Source organism: Faecalimonas umbilicata, from assembly GCF_042846195.1.
GTDB lineage: Bacteria > Bacillota > Clostridia > Lachnospirales > Lachnospiraceae > Faecalimonas > Faecalimonas umbilicata.
This window is the reverse complement of the sequence record NZ_AP031411.1, coordinates 2,900,929-2,919,754: the sequence shown is the minus strand read 5'-3', so window position 1 is coordinate 2,919,754 and position 18,826 is coordinate 2,900,929. Positions and strand designations below refer to the sequence as shown.

Annotated in this window: 21 protein-coding genes and 1 tRNA gene; 20 read left to right on the top strand and 2 right to left on the bottom strand. The window is 38.1% G+C overall.

The window, feature by feature from the left end:
- Positions 1-280 precede the first annotated feature (280 nt).
- The 9 genes from ACGG81_RS14080 (at position 281) to rsmG (ending at position 7,408) form a co-directional block, all read left to right on the top strand.
- Positions 281-412: a hypothetical protein gene (locus tag ACGG81_RS14080; protein ID WP_390108914.1), complete on the top strand. Its 132-nt coding sequence runs from the start codon at positions 281-283 to the stop codon at positions 410-412.
- A 57-nt stretch (positions 413-469) separates the two neighbouring features.
- Positions 470-604 carry a 50S ribosomal protein L34 gene (rpmH, locus tag ACGG81_RS14075; protein ID WP_008977315.1) on the top strand — a complete coding sequence of 45 codons (135 nt, stop codon included), beginning with the start codon at positions 470-472 and terminating at the stop codon, positions 602-604.
- A 49-nt stretch (positions 605-653) separates the two neighbouring features.
- Positions 654-989, top strand: coding sequence for a ribonuclease P protein component (gene rnpA / locus ACGG81_RS14070; protein ID WP_008977314.1), 336 nt, complete (start codon positions 654-656; stop codon positions 987-989).
- Between the two features lie 21 nt (positions 990-1,010).
- On the top strand, positions 1,011-1,223 hold the full coding sequence (gene yidD, locus ACGG81_RS14065; RefSeq protein WP_008977313.1) for a membrane protein insertion efficiency factor YidD: 213 nt from the start codon (positions 1,011-1,013) through the stop codon (positions 1,221-1,223).
- An 11-nt stretch (positions 1,224-1,234) separates the two neighbouring features.
- Positions 1,235-2,500 (top strand): YidC/Oxa1 family membrane protein insertase, encoded by a 1,266-nt coding sequence (locus ACGG81_RS14060; RefSeq protein ID WP_008977312.1) that lies wholly within the window; start codon positions 1,235-1,237, stop codon positions 2,498-2,500.
- A 41-nt stretch (positions 2,501-2,541) separates the two neighbouring features.
- On the top strand, positions 2,542-3,342 hold the full coding sequence (jag, locus tag ACGG81_RS14055) for an RNA-binding cell elongation regulator Jag/EloR (RefSeq protein WP_390108909.1): 801 nt from the start codon (positions 2,542-2,544) through the stop codon (positions 3,340-3,342).
- Positions 3,343-3,434: 92 nt separating this feature from the next.
- Positions 3,435-4,811: a tRNA uridine-5-carboxymethylaminomethyl(34) synthesis GTPase MnmE gene (gene mnmE / locus ACGG81_RS14050; protein ID WP_390108906.1), complete on the top strand. Its 1,377-nt coding sequence runs from the start codon at positions 3,435-3,437 to the stop codon at positions 4,809-4,811.
- Positions 4,777-6,699: a tRNA uridine-5-carboxymethylaminomethyl(34) synthesis enzyme MnmG gene (gene mnmG / locus ACGG81_RS14045; protein WP_120106299.1), complete on the top strand. Its 1,923-nt coding sequence runs from the start codon at positions 4,777-4,779 to the stop codon at positions 6,697-6,699. Before mnmE ends, mnmG begins: the two co-directional genes overlap by 35 nt.
- Entirely contained in the window at positions 6,686-7,408 is a 723-nt protein-coding gene (rsmG, locus tag ACGG81_RS14040) for a 16S rRNA (guanine(527)-N(7))-methyltransferase RsmG (protein WP_390108903.1), read from the top strand. The genes mnmG and rsmG overlap by 14 nt, the downstream gene beginning before the upstream one ends.
- Before the next feature lie 142 nt (positions 7,409-7,550).
- On the opposite strand, the gene ACGG81_RS14035 is transcribed toward rsmG, so the two are convergent.
- Positions 7,551-8,519 carry an alpha/beta fold hydrolase gene (locus ACGG81_RS14035; RefSeq protein WP_016441243.1) on the bottom strand — a complete coding sequence of 323 codons (969 nt, stop codon included), beginning with the start codon at positions 8,517-8,519 and terminating at the stop codon, positions 7,551-7,553.
- A gap of 392 nt (positions 8,520-8,911) precedes the next feature.
- On the opposite strand from ACGG81_RS14035, the gene ACGG81_RS14030 reads away from it, so the two are divergent.
- The 11 genes from ACGG81_RS14030 to ACGG81_RS13980 all read left to right on the top strand — a co-directional run bounded on the left by ACGG81_RS14030 (position 8,912) and on the right by ACGG81_RS13980 (position 18,200).
- On the top strand, positions 8,912-9,679 hold the full coding sequence (locus ACGG81_RS14030; RefSeq protein WP_009263542.1) for a ParA family protein: 768 nt from the start codon (positions 8,912-8,914) through the stop codon (positions 9,677-9,679).
- Entirely contained in the window at positions 9,679-10,599 is a 921-nt protein-coding gene (locus tag ACGG81_RS14025) for a ParB/RepB/Spo0J family partition protein (protein WP_009263541.1), read from the top strand. Before ACGG81_RS14030 ends, ACGG81_RS14025 begins: the two co-directional genes overlap by 1 nt.
- A gap of 37 nt (positions 10,600-10,636) precedes the next feature.
- The gene (locus ACGG81_RS14020) at positions 10,637-11,176 is read left to right on the top strand and encodes a DUF4446 family protein (protein ID WP_008977302.1); all 540 of its coding nucleotides are present in this window, start codon (positions 10,637-10,639) and stop codon (positions 11,174-11,176) included.
- Positions 11,177-11,197: 21 nt separating this feature from the next.
- A complete protein-coding gene (serS, locus tag ACGG81_RS14015; protein WP_008977301.1) occupies positions 11,198-12,475 on the top strand; it encodes a serine--tRNA ligase in 1,278 nt (425 codons plus the stop codon).
- Between the two features lie 11 nt (positions 12,476-12,486).
- Positions 12,487-13,362, top strand: a complete 876-nt coding sequence (locus ACGG81_RS14010; protein ID WP_390108897.1) for a DUF3881 family protein — start codon at positions 12,487-12,489, stop codon at positions 13,360-13,362.
- A gap of 388 nt (positions 13,363-13,750) precedes the next feature.
- Positions 13,751-13,822: transfer RNA gene (locus ACGG81_RS14005), tRNA-Arg, on the top strand.
- Between the two features lie 407 nt (positions 13,823-14,229).
- On the top strand, positions 14,230-15,105 hold the full coding sequence (locus ACGG81_RS14000; RefSeq protein ID WP_117468629.1) for a ParB/RepB/Spo0J family partition protein: 876 nt from the start codon (positions 14,230-14,232) through the stop codon (positions 15,103-15,105).
- Between the two features lie 15 nt (positions 15,106-15,120).
- Positions 15,121-15,906, top strand: coding sequence for a ParA family protein (locus ACGG81_RS13995; RefSeq protein WP_117468648.1), 786 nt, complete (start codon positions 15,121-15,123; stop codon positions 15,904-15,906).
- Positions 15,896-16,804, top strand: coding sequence for a ParB/RepB/Spo0J family partition protein (locus ACGG81_RS13990; protein ID WP_117468628.1), 909 nt, complete (start codon positions 15,896-15,898; stop codon positions 16,802-16,804). The genes ACGG81_RS13995 and ACGG81_RS13990 overlap by 11 nt, the downstream gene beginning before the upstream one ends.
- 90 nt (positions 16,805-16,894) lie before the next feature.
- A complete protein-coding gene (locus tag ACGG81_RS13985) occupies positions 16,895-17,893 on the top strand; it encodes a DUF6017 domain-containing protein (protein ID WP_117468627.1) in 999 nt (332 codons plus the stop codon).
- 10 nt (positions 17,894-17,903) lie between these two features.
- The gene (locus ACGG81_RS13980) at positions 17,904-18,200 is read left to right on the top strand and encodes a hypothetical protein (protein ID WP_244091057.1); all 297 of its coding nucleotides are present in this window, start codon (positions 17,904-17,906) and stop codon (positions 18,198-18,200) included.
- A gap of 101 nt (positions 18,201-18,301) precedes the next feature.
- On the opposite strand, the gene ACGG81_RS13975 is transcribed toward ACGG81_RS13980, so the two are convergent.
- Complete coding sequence (locus ACGG81_RS13975) at positions 18,302-18,796, bottom strand: GNAT family N-acetyltransferase (RefSeq protein ID WP_117468625.1); 495 nt, start codon at positions 18,794-18,796, stop codon at positions 18,302-18,304.
- Positions 18,797-18,826: the final 30 nt, after the last annotated feature.

Below are 18,826 nucleotides of genomic sequence, written 5' to 3'. Positions count from 1 at the left end.
ATAACTTTATAGACAGTGGAAAATCCCCCAAAATAAGGATTTTAAGGGTGGATAAATCGTCTATAAACATTGAATCCACAGGTTATCCTTATAGTTATCCACAAGTTATCCACAACTTGTGGATAACATTTTGGTCAAACACTATATTGTGGGATATCCACATGATTTTTTCGGGAAAAAATACTAGATGATGTGTGGAAAAGTGTCAGAGCATCTTTTATTTATAGAAAAAACGGGGAAAAATGGAAAAAAGAGTTGGAAAAAGAGGAGAAACAGGAGAATGGAAAAAGTAGAAAAGCAGATAAAAATAAGGAGATATCATATATGTGGAAAAATGGAAAAAAATCAAGAAAATGAAAGGATTATCTTGACGAAACGGCATTTTATGCTTATAATAAAATACGATGTCTAAAAAATAATATGTCTATATTTATATATATAGGTTTCATGTCTAAGGAGGTGGATTTCAATGAAAATGACATTCCAACCAAAAAAGAGATCTAGAGCGAAAGTTCATGGATTCAGAGCAAGAATGAGCACAGCTGGTGGAAGAAAAGTTTTAGCTGCCAGAAGAGCAAAAGGAAGAAAACAGTTATCAGCGTAGGCCGCATATATGTGGCCTTTTCTTCTTTAAAAATCAGGAGAAGATAATAATGAAATTTTCCGAGTCATTAAAGAAAAATCAAGATTTTCAGATTGTTTATAAGACTGGAAAGTCTTATGCAAATAAGTATCTGGTAATGTATGTAAGAGAAAACCAATCCGGAGGGAACCGGCTTGGTATTTCTGTCAGCAAAAAAGTTGGCAACAGTGTCGTGAGACACCGGCTGACACGATTGATCAGAGAGAGTTATCGATTACAAGAAGAACATTTTCAGAGTGGATATGATATTGTAGTGATTGCGAGAGTGAGTGCCAATGGGCGCTCGTACAGAGAGATGGAAAGCGCATTGATCCACCTGGGAAGACTTCATAATATATATAAGTAACAAAATGGAGATGTAAAATCGGTGAAAAAGATATTTATTGCACTTATCAGGTTTTACCAGAAATATTTATCCGGGTTAAAAAGAACAACTCACTGCATTTATTTTCCTACATGTTCTCAATATGGAATTGAAGCGATTGAGAAATATGGGGCATTAAAGGGTGGGTTATTAACTATATGGAGAATTTTACGTTGTAATCCATTTGCAAAAGGCGGGTATGACCCTGTGCCTTAAAGGAGGAAAAAATGACAGGTATTCTTTTGACACAATCGACGACGCCAATTATAGGACAGGTGGCGTGGCTGCTCGGTAAATTAATGGATGGTATCTTTAATGTGCTGAGTAGTGCATTCGGAATCGAAAACATAGGTTTATGTATTATTTTATTTACAATTATTATCTATACATTTATGATTCCGCTTACAATCAAACAGCAGAAATTTTCAAAATTAAGTGCAGTAATGAACCCTGAACTTCAGGCAATTCAGAAAAAGTACAAGAACAAACGGGATCAGGAATCCATGCTGAAAATGCAGGAAGAAATGAAGATGGTGTACGATAAGTACGGAACTTCACAGATGGGTGGATGTCTTCAGTTAGTGATCCAGTTTCCGATCTTACTTGCATTGTGGAAGGTTATTCAAAACATTCCGGCATATGTAGGCGGAGTAAAGGATATGTATATGCCTCTTGTCAATGAGATTATGGCAACTGGCGGTTATCAGAAGATTATGGAGAAGATTGGTTCGGCAAGCCCGATCATGATCAATCCTGAAAAGTTTGACTATACAAAGACAAATACGATCGTAGATGTACTTTATAAATTCCAGCCAAGTACATGGGATACATTAAAAGATAAATTCCCGGACCTTTCATCCTTGATTGATTCAACATCCGGGCAGATTTCACATATTAATAACTTCTTGGGAGCAAATATTTCAGATGCACCTGTGAACCTGATGATGGATGCTTTAAAGACCGGTGCAATTCTTGTTGCAATTGTTGCACTTTTGATTCCGATCTTATCTGGTCTGACACAGTGGATCAATATTAAGTTGATGCCACAGTCACCTGGAATGGACGATCGGGAGAATCCAATGGCAAATTCTATGAAGACAATGAATATGATCATGCCGTTATTCTCAGTATTTATGTGTTTCACAATGCCGGCAGGTCTCGGTTTGTACTGGATCTTTAGTGCGATTTGCCGTTCGGTACAGCAAGTAGCGATCAATAAGTATCTTGACCGTATGGATATGGATGAGCTCGTAAAGAAAAATATGGAAAAAGCAAAGAAGAAGTATGAGAAAAAGAAAGTTTCCACAGAAGAGCTGAACCAGATGGCAACGAAAAAAGTCCGCAATATCGCGGTAGAGCAAAAGCATAATCATACAGCAGACAGTGAGCAGGAAGCAAAATTGCAGCAGGCAGCTGAGCGTGGTAAAAATGCAAAACCGGGAAGCCTTACAGCAAAAGCAAATATGGTAAGGAAATTTAACGAAAACGATTAATTCAAACCGCATTTCTATAGCAGAAACGGGAGGGAAGAAGAATGGAAGAGATTAGAGTATCCGCAAAGACACTGAGCGATGCGATCACAGAAGCGCTGATTCAGTTAGGGGTGACGAGCGATCAGTTAGAATATGATGTAATCGAAAAAGGAAGTTCCGGATTTCTTGGAATTGGGGCAAAGCAAGCTGTGATCTCAGCTAGAAGGAAAAAGACAGCAGAAGCGCCGGTAGAGCTGGAGGAGATTAAATTCGACAAACCGAAAGTGAAACCAGAGCCAAAAAGAGAAGAGAAGCGTCCGCCGGTTCCAGCAAAGAAGGCAGAACGTCCTGCACTAGAAGCAAAGACAGTAGAAAAAGAGGAGAGTTCTTCTGTGAAGGTAACGGAAGAAACAATTCGTGAATCGGAGAAGTTTTTGCAGGATGTCTTGAAGACAATGGATATGGAAGTCAAGATTCATTCCGAAGTAGACAGTGAAGGAACTCTCTGCATTGAACTGGAAGGAGAACATATGGGTATTCTGATCGGTAAAAGAGGTCAGACATTAGATTCCCTTCAGTATTTGACAAACCGTGTGGCAAACAAAACACAGGATGGCTATATTCGTGTAAAGCTGGATACAGAAAATTATCGTGCAAGAAGAAAGGCGACATTGGAGAACCTTGCAAAAAATATTGCACATAAAGTAAAACGTACAAGAAAGCCGGTTTCTTTGGAACCGATGAATCCGTATGAAAGAAGAATCATTCATTCTGTATTACAGTCAGACAAGTATGTGTCAACTCACAGCGAAGGAGAAGAGCCATACAGAAGAGTTGTAATTACACCGTCCAGAAGACAATAACAAAGAAATTCAGGCAGCATTATTTTAATGCTGCCTTTTTTAGAAACTGTTTTGGAAGATACATAGACAGCAGAAAGGAGAGACAGGAAAATATGATAAAGGATACAATTGCAGCGATCGCAACGGCAATGACAGCTTCTGGAATTGGGATTATCCGAATCAGTGGGGAAGAAGCTTTTGTAATCGTTGACCGTATATACAAAGGGAAGAAAAAAGAAAAAAAGCTCTCAAATGAGAAAAGCCACACGATTCATTATGGATACATTATGGATGGAGAAGAGACGATCGACGAAGTTTTGGTGCTTCTTATGAGAGGGCCGCATAGTTATACCGGAGAGGATACTGTTGAGATTGACTGTCACGGCGGAGTGTACGTAATGAAGCGTATTCTTGAGACTGTGATCAAGTATGGCGCAAGACCGGCAGAGCCGGGAGAGTTTACGAAGCGGGCATTTTTAAATGGAAGATTAGATCTGTCACAGGCAGAAGCGGTGATCGATGTCATACAGTCTAAAAATGAATATGCTTTGAAGAGTTCTGTAAGTCAGTTAAAGGGGTCTGTATTAGAAAAAATATCTGAGATCCGTAAGGAGATTTTATATCACACAGCCTTTATTGAGACAGCGCTGGATGATCCAGAACATATTAGCATTGACGGATATGGGGAAAAGCTTCAGGGAACCGTAGAAAAGCTTCAGGGAGCAATTCGCAGGTTGTTAGAGAGTGCAGATAATGGTAGAATAATCAAGGAAGGAATCCAGACTGTTATTGTAGGAAAGCCAAATGCAGGAAAGTCTTCGCTGTTAAATGTGCTTGCAGGAAAAGAACGGGCGATCGTGACGGATATTGAAGGAACAACGAGGGATATTCTTGAGGAAAATATTCAGATTAATGGGATCAGTTTAAATATCATAGATACAGCAGGGATCCGTGATACAGAAGATATTGTCGAAAAGATCGGGGTGGATAAGGCGAAAGATTATGCAAAAGATGCAGACTTGATCATTTATGTCGTTGATGCATCGCGTGCACTGGATGAAAATGATGAACAGATTCTTGAGATGATCCAGGAGAAGCAGGCATTGATTCTTTTGAACAAATCGGATCTGGATACTGTTATCACAAAGGAGCTCCTGCAAAAATATACAGAAAAACCGATGATTGAAATATCGGCAAAACAGGAGCATGGGATTGAGAAAGTAGAGCATGCACTGAAAGAGATGTTTTTTGAGGGAAAGGTTTCTTTCAATGACGAAGTATATATTACAAATATTCGACAGAAAACAGCCCTTCAGAATGCTTATGACAGTTTGGAAAAAGTAATTGGAAGTATTGAAAATAACATGCCGGAGGATTTCTATTCCATCGACCTTATGGATGCCTATGAGGCGCTTGGAAGTATCACCGGAGAAACGATAGGAGAAGATTTGGTAAATGAAATATTCAGCAAGTTCTGTATGGGAAAATAAAGACAGATATGGAATCGCCGTGATCGGTGCGGGACATGCAGGATGTGAAGCAGCTCTGGCAGCTGCAAGGCTCGGTGTCAGAACGATCATGTTTACTGTGAGTGTAGATAGTATTGCGTTGATGCCATGTAATCCAAACATTGGAGGAAGTTCGAAAGGTCACCTTGTCAAAGAGGTGGATGCACTTGGAGGAGAGATGGGAAAGGTAATCGACCGTACCTTTATTCAGTCCAAGATGCTGAATAAGTCCAAAGGACCGGCCGTTCATTCCTTGCGTGCACAAGCAGATAAGGCGAGATATAGTACAGAGATGAGAAAGGTGCTGGAGCAGCAGGAGAACCTGGACATCAAGCAGGCGGAAGTTACGGAAATTCTTGTGGAAAATGGAAAAGTGACAGGAGTTAAAACTTTTTCTGGAGCAGTTTATCACTGTGATGCGGTAGTACTATGCACTGGAACATATTTGAAGTCCAGATGTATTTATGGAGAAGTCAGTGAAAATTGTGGACCGAATGGCCTGAAGGCGGCAAATTATTTAAGTGATTGTCTCAAAGAACTGGGAGTTCAGATGTATCGTTTTAAGACAGGGACACCAGCGCGGATTGACCGTAATTCTATTGACTTTACAAAGATGGAAGAGCAGTTTGGAGATGAGAGAGTAGTTCCTTTTTCCTTTACGACAAACCCGGAGGAAGTACAGATTGATCAGGTGTCATGCTGGTTGACTTATACAAATGAAAGGACGCATGAGATCATCCGGGAGAATCTGGACCGTTCTCCACTATTCTCAGGAATGATTGAGGGAACTGGTCCAAGATATTGTCCTTCCATTGAGGATAAGGTTGTGAAATTTGCAGACAAAGATCGCCATCAGGTATTTATTGAGCCGGAAGGGCTTGACACTAATGAGATGTATATCGGAGGAATGTCCAGTTCGCTTCCGGAGGATGTTCAGTATGAAATGTATCGAAGTGTACCGGGGCTGGAGCATGCAAAGATTGTCCGTAATGCCTATGCGATCGAATATGATTGTATTGATGCCAGACAGCTTTATGCGACGCTGGAATTTAAAAAGATCAGCGGGTTGTTCAGCGGAGGACAATTTAACGGAAGTTCTGGATATGAGGAGGCAGCAGCACAAGGGCTTGTGGCGGGTATTAACGCAGCAAGGAAAGTACTTGGAAAAGAGCAGATCATTATAGACCGTTCGCAGGGATATATTGGTGTTCTGATCGATGATCTTGTGACAAAAGAAAGTCATGAACCATATCGGATGATGACATCCAGGGCAGAGTACCGTCTGCTTCTTAGACAGGATAATGCAGATCAGCGTCTGACGGAGATAGGATATCAAGTTGGGTTGATCGATGAGGAGCGCTACCAAAATCTGAAGAAGAAAGAGCGGCAGATTGAAGAACAGGTAGAACGGCTGGAACATACAAATGTAGGTGCATCCAGACCAGTGCAGGAAGTATTGGAGCAATATGGAAGCACTCCGCTAAAAAATGGAATTACACTGGCAGAGTTAATCCGCCGTCCGGAATTATCTTATGAAGCACTGGAAGCGATCGATCCGGGAAGAACGGAGTTGAGCGAAGAAGTAGTAGAACAGATTAATATTCGGATTAAGTATGATGGTTATATCCGGCGCCAGATGAAGCAGGTAGAGCAGTTCAAAAAATTAGAGACAAAACGGATTCCGGATGCGATCAATTACGATGAAATCGGAAGTCTCCGTATCGAGGCAAAGCAGAAGCTGAATCAATATCGCCCGATTTCAATCGGACAGGCATCTAGAATTTCGGGAGTTTCACCGGCAGATATCTCTGTATTGCTTGTATATATGGAAAGTTATGGAAGTAAGAGGGAAAAAGATGAGCAGTCATAAATTTGAAGAGAAGTTAAGTGCATTAGGAATCGTATTGGATGATAGACAAAAAGAACAGTTTGATCTGTTTTATGAGATTCTTGTTGAGTGGAATGAGTTTATGAACCTGACCGGAATCACAGAATACGAGGAAGTAAATGAAAAACATTTTGTAGATTCTGTTTCTATCGTAAAAGCGATGGACATGAAGTCTGTAAAAAGTGTAATTGATGTTGGGACAGGGGCTGGATTTCCAGGGATCCCATTGAAAATAGTGTTTCCGGAGCTGGAAGTTGTGTTGTTAGATTCCTTGAATAAGAGAGTAAAATTCCTCAACGCAGTCATCGAAAAATTGCAGTTGAAAGGGATTCGGGCTATTCATGGGAGAGCAGAAGATTACGCAAAGCAGCAGGAATACAGAGAACAGTTTGATCTCTGTGTGTCTAGAGCAGTGGCAAATCTGGCAACATTGTCAGAATATTGCCTTCCATATGTGAAAAAAGGTGGGGTGTTCCTTCCATATAAATCGGGAGAAATTGACGAGGAAGTTGTGCAGGCAAAGAAAGCAGTTACGATTCTTGGAGGAAATCTCAGAGAAGTGATAAAATTTCAGCTTCCGGGAAGTGAGATTGGAAGATCGTTCGTAAAAATTGAAAAAGTAAAACCAACTGCAAAAAGATATCCGAGAAAAGCCGGACTTCCGGCAAAGGAACCGTTGGGGATTTGCTAGACAGCTTAAAAATACAAAAGAAGGACGGAATGAGAAATAAAAATTTCTTGATTCGTCCTTCTTTGTCTTTTAAAGAAAATTCCTATGGAATCCTATAGAGTAAAAAGTACACTTCACGTTACATTCTATTTTCTAAAGCTTATTAAGACTCTTCTTCCACACCTAGGAACAAATCAATCTGCTCAAGAAGTGTCTGTGGTGTTTCAAGCTGAGGAAAATGTACACTGTCCTTCAATGTTGTAATTTCAATAGATGGAATATAATTTCGGTATTGCTCTGCAATTGCAATATTTTCTCCAGAACCTGTTGAGGCAATGAGAAAGATACTATTATTGATGTTTTTTAGAGCATGAAACATATTAGCATTCGTATAACGTCCAAGGATACTTCCAAGTAGATATTTTCCATGGGAACTATCTAAGTGAGATGATTCATAGTAAGAGTTTTTGATTTCTACATCAAGGGCTTCTGGGTTATGAAAGTTCTCTTCAAAAAAGTTTTGATCTGACAGTCGTTTACTCATCAAAATATTATATAGGAATGTTCCAATAAGAGGAGTCAAAAGTAAGTAGCGCAAAAGTTTTGTCCGTTTGGTTGGGATTGTCGCAAGTGTAGACAGATTCGTCGGATTAATCATCATAATCCGGTCAAAAAGGCTGTCGTCATTTGCACATGCCATTAATACAAAGGAAGAGGAAGTTCCGGTGGCAATAACATCGGTCTTTTCGCCAATAATAGTTTTGATAAAGTCCGTAAGTAGTTGGACATAAAGAAAGTTTGTGTAGGTGAGGTTAGGTTTTTCTGAATGTCCACATCCTAATAAGTCGATAGTATAAACCGTGTTTCGTTTTTTTAAAGACTTTACTAATTTATTCCACTCATGGGAAGAGCTATTTACAGTCAAATCATGAATCAGAAGGATAGGTTTTCCTTCTCCTTGTTTTTTATAAAATATTTTTCCAAATCTCCAATCGAAATAGTGACCGTCCTCTTTACAAAGTAAGTTATCAAGTGTAGATGTAAAAGAAATAATTTTATTGATTGTATAAATTGTTCCAGCTGTCAATGATGCCAGAACAGCTCCCGTTGTAAGTTTCTTTTTCCAACTCATAGAAGAACTCCTTTCGTAGCAATGCCACCGTAAGTGACTTTGTATCATGGTAAATAAGTGATAAGACAGTACATTGTAATTGTACTTTTTCTTATTATTATACTACACAAAGGAAAGCAAGAAAAGATAAAACTTTATTCAAGAGTAAACTCACTAATGAAATGTTTCACGTGAAACATTCACTATAAAAAAGAATAATAAGGGAAAATAAATAAGTAGATAAACTGTTTATCCAATATTTGTAAATAACATAGTAAAATGATTGATGGAAATAAAATGTTTCACGTGAAACATTAGAAGAGAAATAAAATAAATGTTTCACGTGAAACATTGTGTAGATTAAACTTCTTTTTAGTGTTATAATAAAAAAGCAAGAGAAAGGGGACACTAATATGGGAAGAATAATAGCAGTTGCCAATCAGAAGGGCGGCGTAGGAAAAACGACCACAGCTATTAACTTATCCTCATGCTTGAGCGCGTTGGGTAAAAGAGTATTAGCGATAGATATGGATCCACAGGGGAATATGACCAGTGGATTGGGAGTTGATAAAGATAATGTAGAAAAAACGGTATATGATTTGATCATTGGACGGGCGACTGTCGAAGAGTGCCTGTGCAAAGAGGTTTTTGAGAATCTTGATTTGCTTCCTACAAACATTGATCTGTCTGCCGCAGAAATTGAATTAATTGGTGTAGAAAACAAAGAGTTTATCATCCGCGATGAAGTGGCAAAAATCAGAGGAAACTATGACTTTGTAATTGTAGATTGTCCTCCGTCACTGAGTATGTTGACGATTAATGCAATGACAACGGCGGATACTGTTTTAGTTCCGATTCAGTGTGAGTATTATGCATTGGAAGGTTTGAGCCAGCTTATGCACACGATTGATCTGGTAAAAGAAAGATTGAATCCAGATTTAGAGATGGAAGGTGTTGTATTCACAATGTATAATGCCAGAACAAATCTGTCGCTTCAGGTAGTAGAAAATGTAAAGGATAATTTGGATCAGACAATTTATAAGACAATTATACCGAGAAATATCAGACTGGCAGAAGCTCCGAGTCATGGATTGCCAATTAATATTTATGACCCAAAATCATCGGGAGCCGAAAGTTATATGCTTCTGGCAGAAGAAGTGATTCATAAAGGAGAAGAGTAATGGCAGTAAAAAGAGGCGGTCTTGGAAAAGGGCTGGACAGTCTGATTCCGGATCATAAACCAAAGGCAAATACGAGCAAAGATAAGGTGAGCGAACAGGCTTCTGGAAAAGAAAAAACAACAATGCCTGCATCGGGAGAACAAAAAGTAAAAATAACAAAAGTAGAGCCAAATCGTACACAGCCAAGAAAAAATTTTGATGAAGATTCCCTGATCGAATTAGCAGATTCCATCCGGCAATTCGGTGTACTTCAACCACTTCTTGTTCAGAAAAAAGGAGATTATTATGAGATTATTGCCGGAGAAAGAAGATGGCGCGCTGCAAAAATGGCAGGTCTGAAAGAAATTCCCGTAATCATCAGAGAATATTCTCATCAAGAAATGGTAGAGATTGCCTTAATCGAAAATATTCAGAGAGAAAATCTTAATCCGATTGAGGAAGCTCAGGCATTCAAGCGGCTGTTGGAAGAGTTTCAATTAAAACAGGACGAAGTGGCAGAGAGGGTTTCTAAGAGCAGAACAGCAGTTACCAACTCCATGCGTCTTCTGAAGCTTGATGAAAAAGTGCAGCAGATGATCATCGATGATATGATTTCTACAGGACATGCAAGAGCGCTTCTTGCAATTGAAGACAAAGAGCAGCAATATATTCTTGCTAATAAAATTTTTGATGAAAAGCTAAGCGTGCGTGAGACAGAAAAACTTGTAAAAGATTTAAAGAAACCGAAAAAGGAAAAAACGAAAAAGGATACTAGCAATGACTTTATTTATCGGGATCTGGAAGAGAAAATGAGATCGGTGATTGGAACCAAAGTCAGTGTCAATCAGAAATCAAAAGGAAAAGGGAAAATAGAAATCGAATACTATTCTGACGAAGAGTTGGAACATATATTTGAAATGATCATGTCTATCCATCAGTAAAATTTGTACACGAACCATTTGAAAAAAAGGAGGAAATATGGAAGACAGTTTACTATTTCATCTCGGGTTTGATCCGGTGTTCCTTTTGCTTGGACTCCTGATTTTCATTATAATCTTATTTGTGCTTGTCATAAGTATGCATATGAAATATAATCGCTTAAAAAGCAGTTACAATGCATTTATGAAAGGCAAAGATGGAAGGTCAATGGAAAAGAGCATTACAGACCGACTGGATGAAATTGATAATTTATCCCATATGGCAAAGTTAAACCGGCAGAATATAAAAGAAATTTATCGGAGGCTAGAAGGAAATTATCAGAAGATTGGAATTGTCAAGTATGACGCATTTCAGGAAATGGGAGGAAATCTCAGTTTTGTGTTGACATTGCTTGATGCAAATGATAATGGCTTTGTGTTAAATGTAATGCATAGCCGGGAAGGGTGCTATAACTATATTAAGGAGATTGTGAAGGGTGAAAGTTATGTAGAACTGTCATCGGAGGAAACGGAATCATTAGAGAAAGCAATTTTTCAGGAAGCATATGCACTCAAAGATATTGTAGATGTAAAAAAATAGAAGGTATGAGGAGAAAAACAAATGTTAGATATTAAATTTTTAAGAGCAAACCCAGATATTGTAAAACAGAATATTAAAAATAAATTTCAGGACAGTAAGCTTCCACTTGTGGATGAAGTGATCGCACTGGATTTAAGAAACAGAGAGATCAAACAGGAAGTAGAAGCGCTTCGTGCAGAGAAAAATAAAATTTCCAAAATGATCGGAGCATGCATGGCTCAGGGGAAAAAAGAAGAGGCAGAAGAGTATAAGAGACAGGTGTCTGCTCAGGGAGATACCATTGAAAAACTTTCTGTGGAAGAAAAAGAAGTAGAAGAGAAGATTAAGACGATTATGATGACAATTCCAAATATCATTGATCCATCTGTTCCAATCGGAAAAGATGACAGTGAAAATGTGGAATTAGAGAGATATGGAGAGCCGGTCGTGCCAGATTATGAGATTCCGTATCACACAGAAATTATGGAAAAATTTGACGGAATTGATCTGGAAAGTGCAGGAAAGGTAGCAGGAAACGGATTTTATTATCTGATGGGAGATATTGCACGATTACATTCTGCAGTGATTTCTTATGCGCGTGATTTTATGATTGACCGCGGATTTACTTATTGCATCCCGCCATTCATGATTCGCAGTAATGTAGTGACAGGAGTGATGAGCTTTGCGGAGATGGATTCTATGATGTACAAGATTGAAGGAGAAGACTTATATCTGATCGGTACAAGTGAACACTCTATGATCGGAAAATTCATCGATACCATGCTCGATGAGAAGACATTGCCAAGAACGTTAACATCTTATTCTCCATGCTTCCGGAAAGAAAAAGGAGCTCATGGAATTGAGGAAAGAGGAGTGTACCGTATTCACCAGTTTGAAAAACAAGAAATGATCGTTGTATGTAAGCCAGAAGACAGCATGAAATGGTACGATGTGATGTGGAAAAATACAGTAGATCTGTTCCGCTCTCTTGATATTCCGGTTCGTACTCTTGAATGTTGTTCAGGAGATCTTGCTGATCTTAAAGTAAAATCTGTCGATGTAGAGGCATGGTCACCAAGACAACAGAAATATTTTGAAGTTGGAAGCTGCTCAAATCTGGGAGACGCTCAGGCGAGAAGATTGAATATCAGAGTCAAAGGTGAGGACGGAAAATATTTCGCTCATACACTAAATAACACAGTAGTTGCACCACCTAGAATGCTGATTGCTTTTCTGGAGAACAACCTTCAAGCAGACGGTTCTATTAAGATTCCAGCTGCATTACAACCGTATATGGGTGGTAAGACAGAAATCAAATAGAGGAAAAAAACGTGCATCAATATTTAAAAGCAATCGGATTTGACCATCTGAAAACGAAAAAAGATCTGAAAGAAGTTCTGAGAGATACAAAGGAAAACTTTACAAGTCACGAAGAAACTGCAAATATAGAAGGAGAAATAGTTTGTGAATATAAGAAAGAATATTCTGAAGCTATGGGAATCATTATGTGCGGGGACTACGATGGCGAAGAATTTGAGATGGAATACTACTTCCCTTATTTAAAGGGAAGTGGTATTACTTCTTATGAAGATATCATTGTGGAAAAGAGAATGGACAGAGACATGTACCTGGGTGTGTGTGAGGATGTGCGGGTTGGAATCAGTCTGATATTTCATCTGATCAATGGGATGGAGTACCGTCAAGTGAAAAACTTGGGAGGAGTTTCTAAAAAATCTACTTCTCTGACACTTTCAGCTATGGCGCTTTCAGGAAGTATTTTACTGCCGATTAAGAAAAATGATTACCAGCTTCAGAGCCAACAGGAAGAGGCAAGAAACCGTATGATGCTTTTGAGTGCGGCAAAAAGTGGTGACGAGAAGGCGATGGAGACATTGACGTTAGAGGATATGGACACTTACTCCAAAGTTTCCAAAAAGTTGATGACAAATGATGTCTATACAATTGTAGATACATATTTTATGCCATATGGTGCGGAATGTGACCAGTATTCTATTTTGGGAGAAATTTTAAAGATTCGTTCCTGTAGAAATGAGAGAACCGGCACAGAACTTTATGTATTTACGATGGATGTCAATGAACTGCAGTTTGACGTTTGCGTACCGAGAAATAGTATTTTCGGAGTGCCGGAAGTAGGGCGGAGATTTAAAGCGAATATATGGCTGCAGGGGATAATTAATTTCCAGTAAATGAGAAGACAAGCAGATAAAAAGTTTCAAAAGTTTCAAAATAGGTATTTCAAAATCAGAGATTATTTGGTATACTAATAACAGTGTGAAAAAACATATTGCTTTGTTTCGGCAAAGCAGATGCATGTTTCCTTAGTTAAATGGATATAACAAGTGCCTCCTAAGGAGGAACCAAGGTTATCACTTCCTGAAAAAACTTTTGGGTTCAAATCTAGTTAAGAAGAGTAAAAATTGACACGAAGGTATTACCCTAAAAGGGGAGTGCTTTGATGTCACCAACATGAAAAGTAATAGTAATTAACAGCTTGAAAAAAGCTGATAATTAAATAAAGGTTGCCATTACCAAAAAGCCGGAAAACCGCGTGTTTTCAAGGGAAAATGGCATTTTGTCTCGTTAGTTAAATGGATATAACATGGTCCTCCTAAGACTAAATTATAGGTTCGATTCCTATACGAGACGGCCAGTCAAAAGCGTTCGATTGTTAGCAGAAATGCAAATAATGGGGCGCTTTTTTGATTAGAAAAATGCATGAAATTATTGCTTTGAGGATGATTTCCAGCTAACACAATGAAATAATTGTTAGCTGGCAGCTAATAAAAAACAGTATTTTGCAAACATATCGAATCAGGGATACTGCTAACATTTGGGGAAGTACTTGTTGTCACCACTGATTTAGGAATGTAAAATACAGTAGTTCAAAGGAAAAATCCTTTGCAGAATATAATTTGCAAACATATATTAGCTGAAACAATGGAGAAATATATTAGCTGTAGCTAATAGAAAACGAGATGCTCGTTTGGAACTGATTTCAAAAATAATCGGATCCAGACGAGCATTTTTTAGTCTGACCGAAGAAGGAGGAAATGATGACTGAAGTAACGAAAGAATTTATCCAGAAGAATGAAGATGAGAAGATCATTGAAATTGAGATTGAAAGACTTCGTTCATTTAAAAATCATCCTTTTCAAGTGAAAGATGATAATGAGATGCATTTATTAAAAGAAAGTATTGAGAAGTATGGAATTCTCACTCCGTTGATTGTCAGACCTGTGCCGGATGGAGTTTACGAGATTATAGCGGGACACAGAAGAAGACATGCTGCTGAGTTACTGGGATATCGAAAAGTACCGGTAATAATTCGTGTAATGAATGAAGATGAAGCTATTTTGAATATGGTAGATTCCAATCTGCACAGAGAAAAAATCAGTTTTAGTGAAAAGGCTTTTGCTTACAAAATGAAAAATGATGTACTGAAAAGAAAATCAGGTAGGAAAAAAGGCCAAATTGACCACAAAACAAAAAAGAAGAGAACAGTAGAGTTGATTAGTGAAGAATGCGGTGATAGTCCGAAGCAGGTACAACGGTATATTTCATTAACGCGGCTGATACCGGAGTTTTTACAGAAATTGGATGATGAATTGATATCTTTTAATCCGGCAGTTGAAATTTCAGCGTTGAAGAAAGAGGAGCAAAAACAATTGTTGGAAGCTATGGATTATGCTCAGGCCGTTCCATCTTTATCACAGGCACAACGAATTAAAAAGTTAAGTAAAGAAAACCAACTTACATTAGAGAAGATGCAGGAAATTATGAGTGAGATAAAAAAAGGTGAGATCACGAGAGTTGCTTTTACAAATGAGCAGCTTCACAAATATTTCCCAAGCAGATACACACCCGCCATGATGAAACGAGAAATTATAGCATTATTGAAAATCTGGCAGAATGAAAATTGGGAGAAATAAATGGAGGAAAACAGTATGTGTAAAGTTATTTCAGTAGCAAACCAGAAGGGCGGAGTTGCAAAAAGTACGACAACCCTAAATCTTGGAGTTGGATTAGTGAAACAGGGAAAGAGAGTTTTATTGATCGATGCGGATCCACAGGGAAGTTTAACTGCAAGTCTTGGATATGTAGAACCGGATGATATTGGAACTACACTTGCAACTATTATGATGAATATTATCAATGACGAGGAAATTGGAGAAGAAGAAGGAATTTTACATCATAAGGAACAGATCGATCTCCTACCGGCCAATATTGAGTTATCTGCTCTGGAAGTAACCATGAGTAATGTGATGAGCAGAGAGCGGATCATGAAGGAATATATTGATACGATGCGATCACGATACGATTATATTTTAATTGATTGTATGCCGAGTTTAGGCATGATGACCATCAATGCCTTAGTAGCTTCTGATACGGTTCTGATACCTGTACAAGCTGCATATCTGCCGGTTAAAGGACTTCAACAGTTGATCAGGACTATTTCTATGGTAAAGAAGAGATTGAACCGGAAGCTAACGATACATGGAATTCTTTTGACAATGGTGGATTTCCGTACTAATTACGCCAAAGATATTGCTTCCAGAGTGAGAGAAACTTATGGATCTAAGATTTCTATCTTTGAAAATGTCATTCCACTGTCAGTTAAGGTAGCTGAAGCAAGTGCGGAAGGAAAAAGTATTTATTGTCATTGTCCAAATGGAAAAGTATCTATGGCTTATGAAAATCTGACGCAGGAGGTTTTGGAAAATGAAAAGTAGAAGCGGAGAAAAAATCAAATTGACAAGCATTGATGAATTGCTGGGAGTAGTCAATGAAGAGTCTGCAATGGAAATAGAAATCAACAGAATACATGCGTTTAAAGATCATCCTTTCAAAGTATTGGATGATGAAAAGATGGCAGATTTAGTAGAGAGTGTAAAGACTTACGGGGTATTGACACCGGTTTTGTTACGGTCTGATGGCGAAAATGGATATGAGATGATCTCAGGTCATCGAAGGATGCACGCAGCAGCTATAGCTGGCTTGGCAACAATTCCTGCAATTGTAAGAGAATTATCCGATGATGATGCGGTCATTGCTATGGTAGATGCTAATATTCAACGCGAAGAGTTACTCCCGAGTGAAAAAGCATTTGCTTATAAGATGAAACTGGATGCGATGAAGAGACAAGCTGGAAGACCGTCTCAGAAGAATTCTGGTCAAAATGACCAGAATTTTGGAAAGGTATCACGTGATGTTTTGGCGGAAGAAGTTGGAGAAAGTTCAAAACAAATTCAGCGCTACATTCGCCTTACAGAATTGATTCCAGAATTATTGGATATGGTAGATGCAAAGAAGTTGAATTTTACCATTGCCGTTGATATTTCCTACATTGATAAGGAAATGCAGAAATGGATCTACGAGTATATCCGGGATACAGGATTTATCAAACCAAAGCAGATTACAGCTTTGAGAAAACAGTTGGAAGAAGGAACTGTGAATCAAGGATTTATGATCTCGATTTTCAATAGCTGCATAGCAGTAAAAGCACCGGAGAGAAAAGTGGTGTTATCAGGAAAGAAGCTCACAAAGTATTTTCCGGAAGATTATTCGGAAACGGATATGGAAAAGGTGATTGAGGCATTACTGGAACAATGGAAAAGAGAACAGGAATAAGGGTTGTCAAAATAAGACAACCCGAAGAAAGAAGAGATACAGAAGTTTAAAAAAAGGACTTCTATGAGAGAAAGGAAGGGAGGAAGATACATGGACAAAAAAATGAATTTTAAATATTTTTATGGAACAGAAGCAGACCAGTTTAGTTTTTACAGAATACCCAAAGCGTTATTTACCAATGACTGTTTTAAGGATCTTTCCTGTGATGCGAAGATCTTATACGGTTTGATGCTGGACAGAATGTCTTTATCCATTAAGAATCAGTGGTTTGATGAAGAAAATCGGGCATATATCTATTTTTCCATTGAAGATATCATGGAATTATTGAATTGTGGCAGAAATAAAGCGGTGAAATCTCTTCAGGAGCTGGATGATGAAAAAGGGATAGGTTTGATTGAAAAGCGCAGACAGGGCTTTGGAAAGGTTACGATCATCTATGTAAAATCATTTGTTCAGGAGGAATGTGAGGAACAGAAAAAAGAAAAATCAAAGATGGTGAAGTTTATAAATCAAACTTCTGTAGAGGAAGAAGAGACAGAAGAAGTTTACATTTCAAACTTCAAGAAGTCCCAAAAACAAACTTCAAGAAGTCCCGAAAATAAACTTCAAGAAGTTTACATTTCAAACTCTAATAATACTAATATTAACAATACTAATCTTAGTGAGAATAAATCTAATCATATCGTATCTGCAGATGGGATAGGATCCGAAGAGGATGAGATGGAAACGTTACATGCGTATCAATCTCTGATCAAAGACAATCTGGATTATGATTCTTTGTTAGTGAGTCATCCTCATGACAAAAATCAGATTGATGAAATCGTGGATCTGATCGTAGAGACTGTTATGTGTAAGAGTGATAAAGTACTGATTGCAAGCAACTGGTATTCAGGAGCCTTGGTAAGAGGAAAATTCATGAAGCTGGATTATTCCCATGTAGAGTATGTGCTGCATTGTCTGGAAGGAAATACGAGTAAAATCAAGAATATCAAGAAATATTTACTTGCGGCATTGTTCAATGCACCTTCAACAATCAGTGGATATTACCGGGCAGAAGTAAATCATGACATGCCGTGGCTGGCAAGATAGGAGGACAGATATGGGTATTTTAAAAGTGGCAGGAAAAGTGTTATTGATTCCATTGTGGTTTATCATTTCGATCATAGGTGCCGGAGTGAAGCTATTAGTACATATGGTGGCAATCGCAAAAAAGATATTGGGATTGGGAATTATGGCGTTGTTCATTGGAACAGTAATCTGTTATCAAGACTGGCTACAGGCAGCTTTTCTGGTTTGTATGGGAGGTGTTCTGATCTTTATCTTATTTGCTGGAGAATTTATAGATATTGTAATCGACTTACTTAGAGAAAAAATATGTACATTGATTTTAGGTTAAGAAAAGATGACAGTTAAAGTAGCCTTAGTGATTTCAGATAAAAATTATAGAGCCTCTCCTTCAGGGAAAGGCTCTATAAGAAAAGTCCAAACTGAGATTTGTTACAATTTCCACCAAATTGTCTTATCCCTAAAGTATTCAATAAAACCGTTTCTTTGCAAAACACGTTGAGAGGAAAAATTGTCTATTTCTGTTTCTGCAATAATATGTTTTACACTTGCTTGCTTTTTCCCCCATGTGCAAAATGCTTCAACAGCTTCTGTCATATACCCGAAATGTTCATGTTTTTTTCCCAAACCATACCCAATCTCAACTTCTCTATTCTCATTCGGGATATTTTTAAAATCAATCATACCAACTGCAATATTATCATCTTTTTTGACAATCAGCCAAAATGTCAGCCACAAATACACATCGCTATTTGCTTCGATTTTTAAACTCTGCTCATAAAGAATGTTTTTGAAAATCCCCTCTATTTTCTCGCCCTGATATGAACAGTTTAGCCTTTTCTCAAATTCCGGAATATTATCCACTAACATTTCAAGCTGTTCTTGTGTAAGAACGATGATTTTCAATCGTTTTGTTTCAATCACCATTCCCAAAAATCCCCTCTCAAATTCAAGTTT

What these genes read in the sequence shown, in the direction of transcription:
- ACGG81_RS14080 (WP_390108914.1), top strand. Translation starts at nt 281, where the DNA reads ATGGAAAAAGTAGAAAAGCAGATAAAAATAAGGAGATATCATATATGT.
- rpmH (WP_008977315.1), top strand. Translation starts at nt 470, where the DNA reads ATGAAAATGACATTCCAACCAAAAAAGAGATCTAGAGCGAAAGTTCAT.
- rnpA (WP_008977314.1), top strand. Translation starts at nt 654, where the DNA reads ATGAAATTTTCCGAGTCATTAAAGAAAAATCAAGATTTTCAGATTGTT.
- ACGG81_RS14060 (WP_008977312.1), top strand. Translation starts at nt 1,235, where the DNA reads ATGACAGGTATTCTTTTGACACAATCGACGACGCCAATTATAGGACAG.
- jag (WP_390108909.1), top strand. Translation starts at nt 2,542, where the DNA reads ATGGAAGAGATTAGAGTATCCGCAAAGACACTGAGCGATGCGATCACA.
- mnmE (WP_390108906.1), top strand. Translation starts at nt 3,435, where the DNA reads ATGATAAAGGATACAATTGCAGCGATCGCAACGGCAATGACAGCTTCT.
- mnmG (WP_120106299.1), top strand. Translation starts at nt 4,777, where the DNA reads ATGAAATATTCAGCAAGTTCTGTATGGGAAAATAAAGACAGATATGGA.
- rsmG (WP_390108903.1), top strand. Translation starts at nt 6,686, where the DNA reads ATGAGCAGTCATAAATTTGAAGAGAAGTTAAGTGCATTAGGAATCGTA.
- ACGG81_RS14035 (WP_016441243.1), bottom strand. Translation starts at nt 8,519, where the DNA reads ATGAGTTGGAAAAAGAAACTTACAACGGGAGCTGTTCTGGCATCATTG.
- ACGG81_RS14030 (WP_009263542.1), top strand. Translation starts at nt 8,912, where the DNA reads ATGGGAAGAATAATAGCAGTTGCCAATCAGAAGGGCGGCGTAGGAAAA.
- ACGG81_RS14025 (WP_009263541.1), top strand. Translation starts at nt 9,679, where the DNA reads ATGGCAGTAAAAAGAGGCGGTCTTGGAAAAGGGCTGGACAGTCTGATT.
- ACGG81_RS14020 (WP_008977302.1), top strand. Translation starts at nt 10,637, where the DNA reads ATGGAAGACAGTTTACTATTTCATCTCGGGTTTGATCCGGTGTTCCTT.
- serS (WP_008977301.1), top strand. Translation starts at nt 11,198, where the DNA reads ATGTTAGATATTAAATTTTTAAGAGCAAACCCAGATATTGTAAAACAG.
- ACGG81_RS14000 (WP_117468629.1), top strand. Translation starts at nt 14,230, where the DNA reads ATGACTGAAGTAACGAAAGAATTTATCCAGAAGAATGAAGATGAGAAG.
- ACGG81_RS13995 (WP_117468648.1), top strand. Translation starts at nt 15,121, where the DNA reads ATGTGTAAAGTTATTTCAGTAGCAAACCAGAAGGGCGGAGTTGCAAAA.
- ACGG81_RS13990 (WP_117468628.1), top strand. Translation starts at nt 15,896, where the DNA reads ATGAAAAGTAGAAGCGGAGAAAAAATCAAATTGACAAGCATTGATGAA.
- ACGG81_RS13985 (WP_117468627.1), top strand. Translation starts at nt 16,895, where the DNA reads ATGGACAAAAAAATGAATTTTAAATATTTTTATGGAACAGAAGCAGAC.
- ACGG81_RS13980 (WP_244091057.1), top strand. Translation starts at nt 17,904, where the DNA reads ATGGGTATTTTAAAAGTGGCAGGAAAAGTGTTATTGATTCCATTGTGG.
- ACGG81_RS13975 (WP_117468625.1), bottom strand. Translation starts at nt 18,796, where the DNA reads ATGGTGATTGAAACAAAACGATTGAAAATCATCGTTCTTACACAAGAA.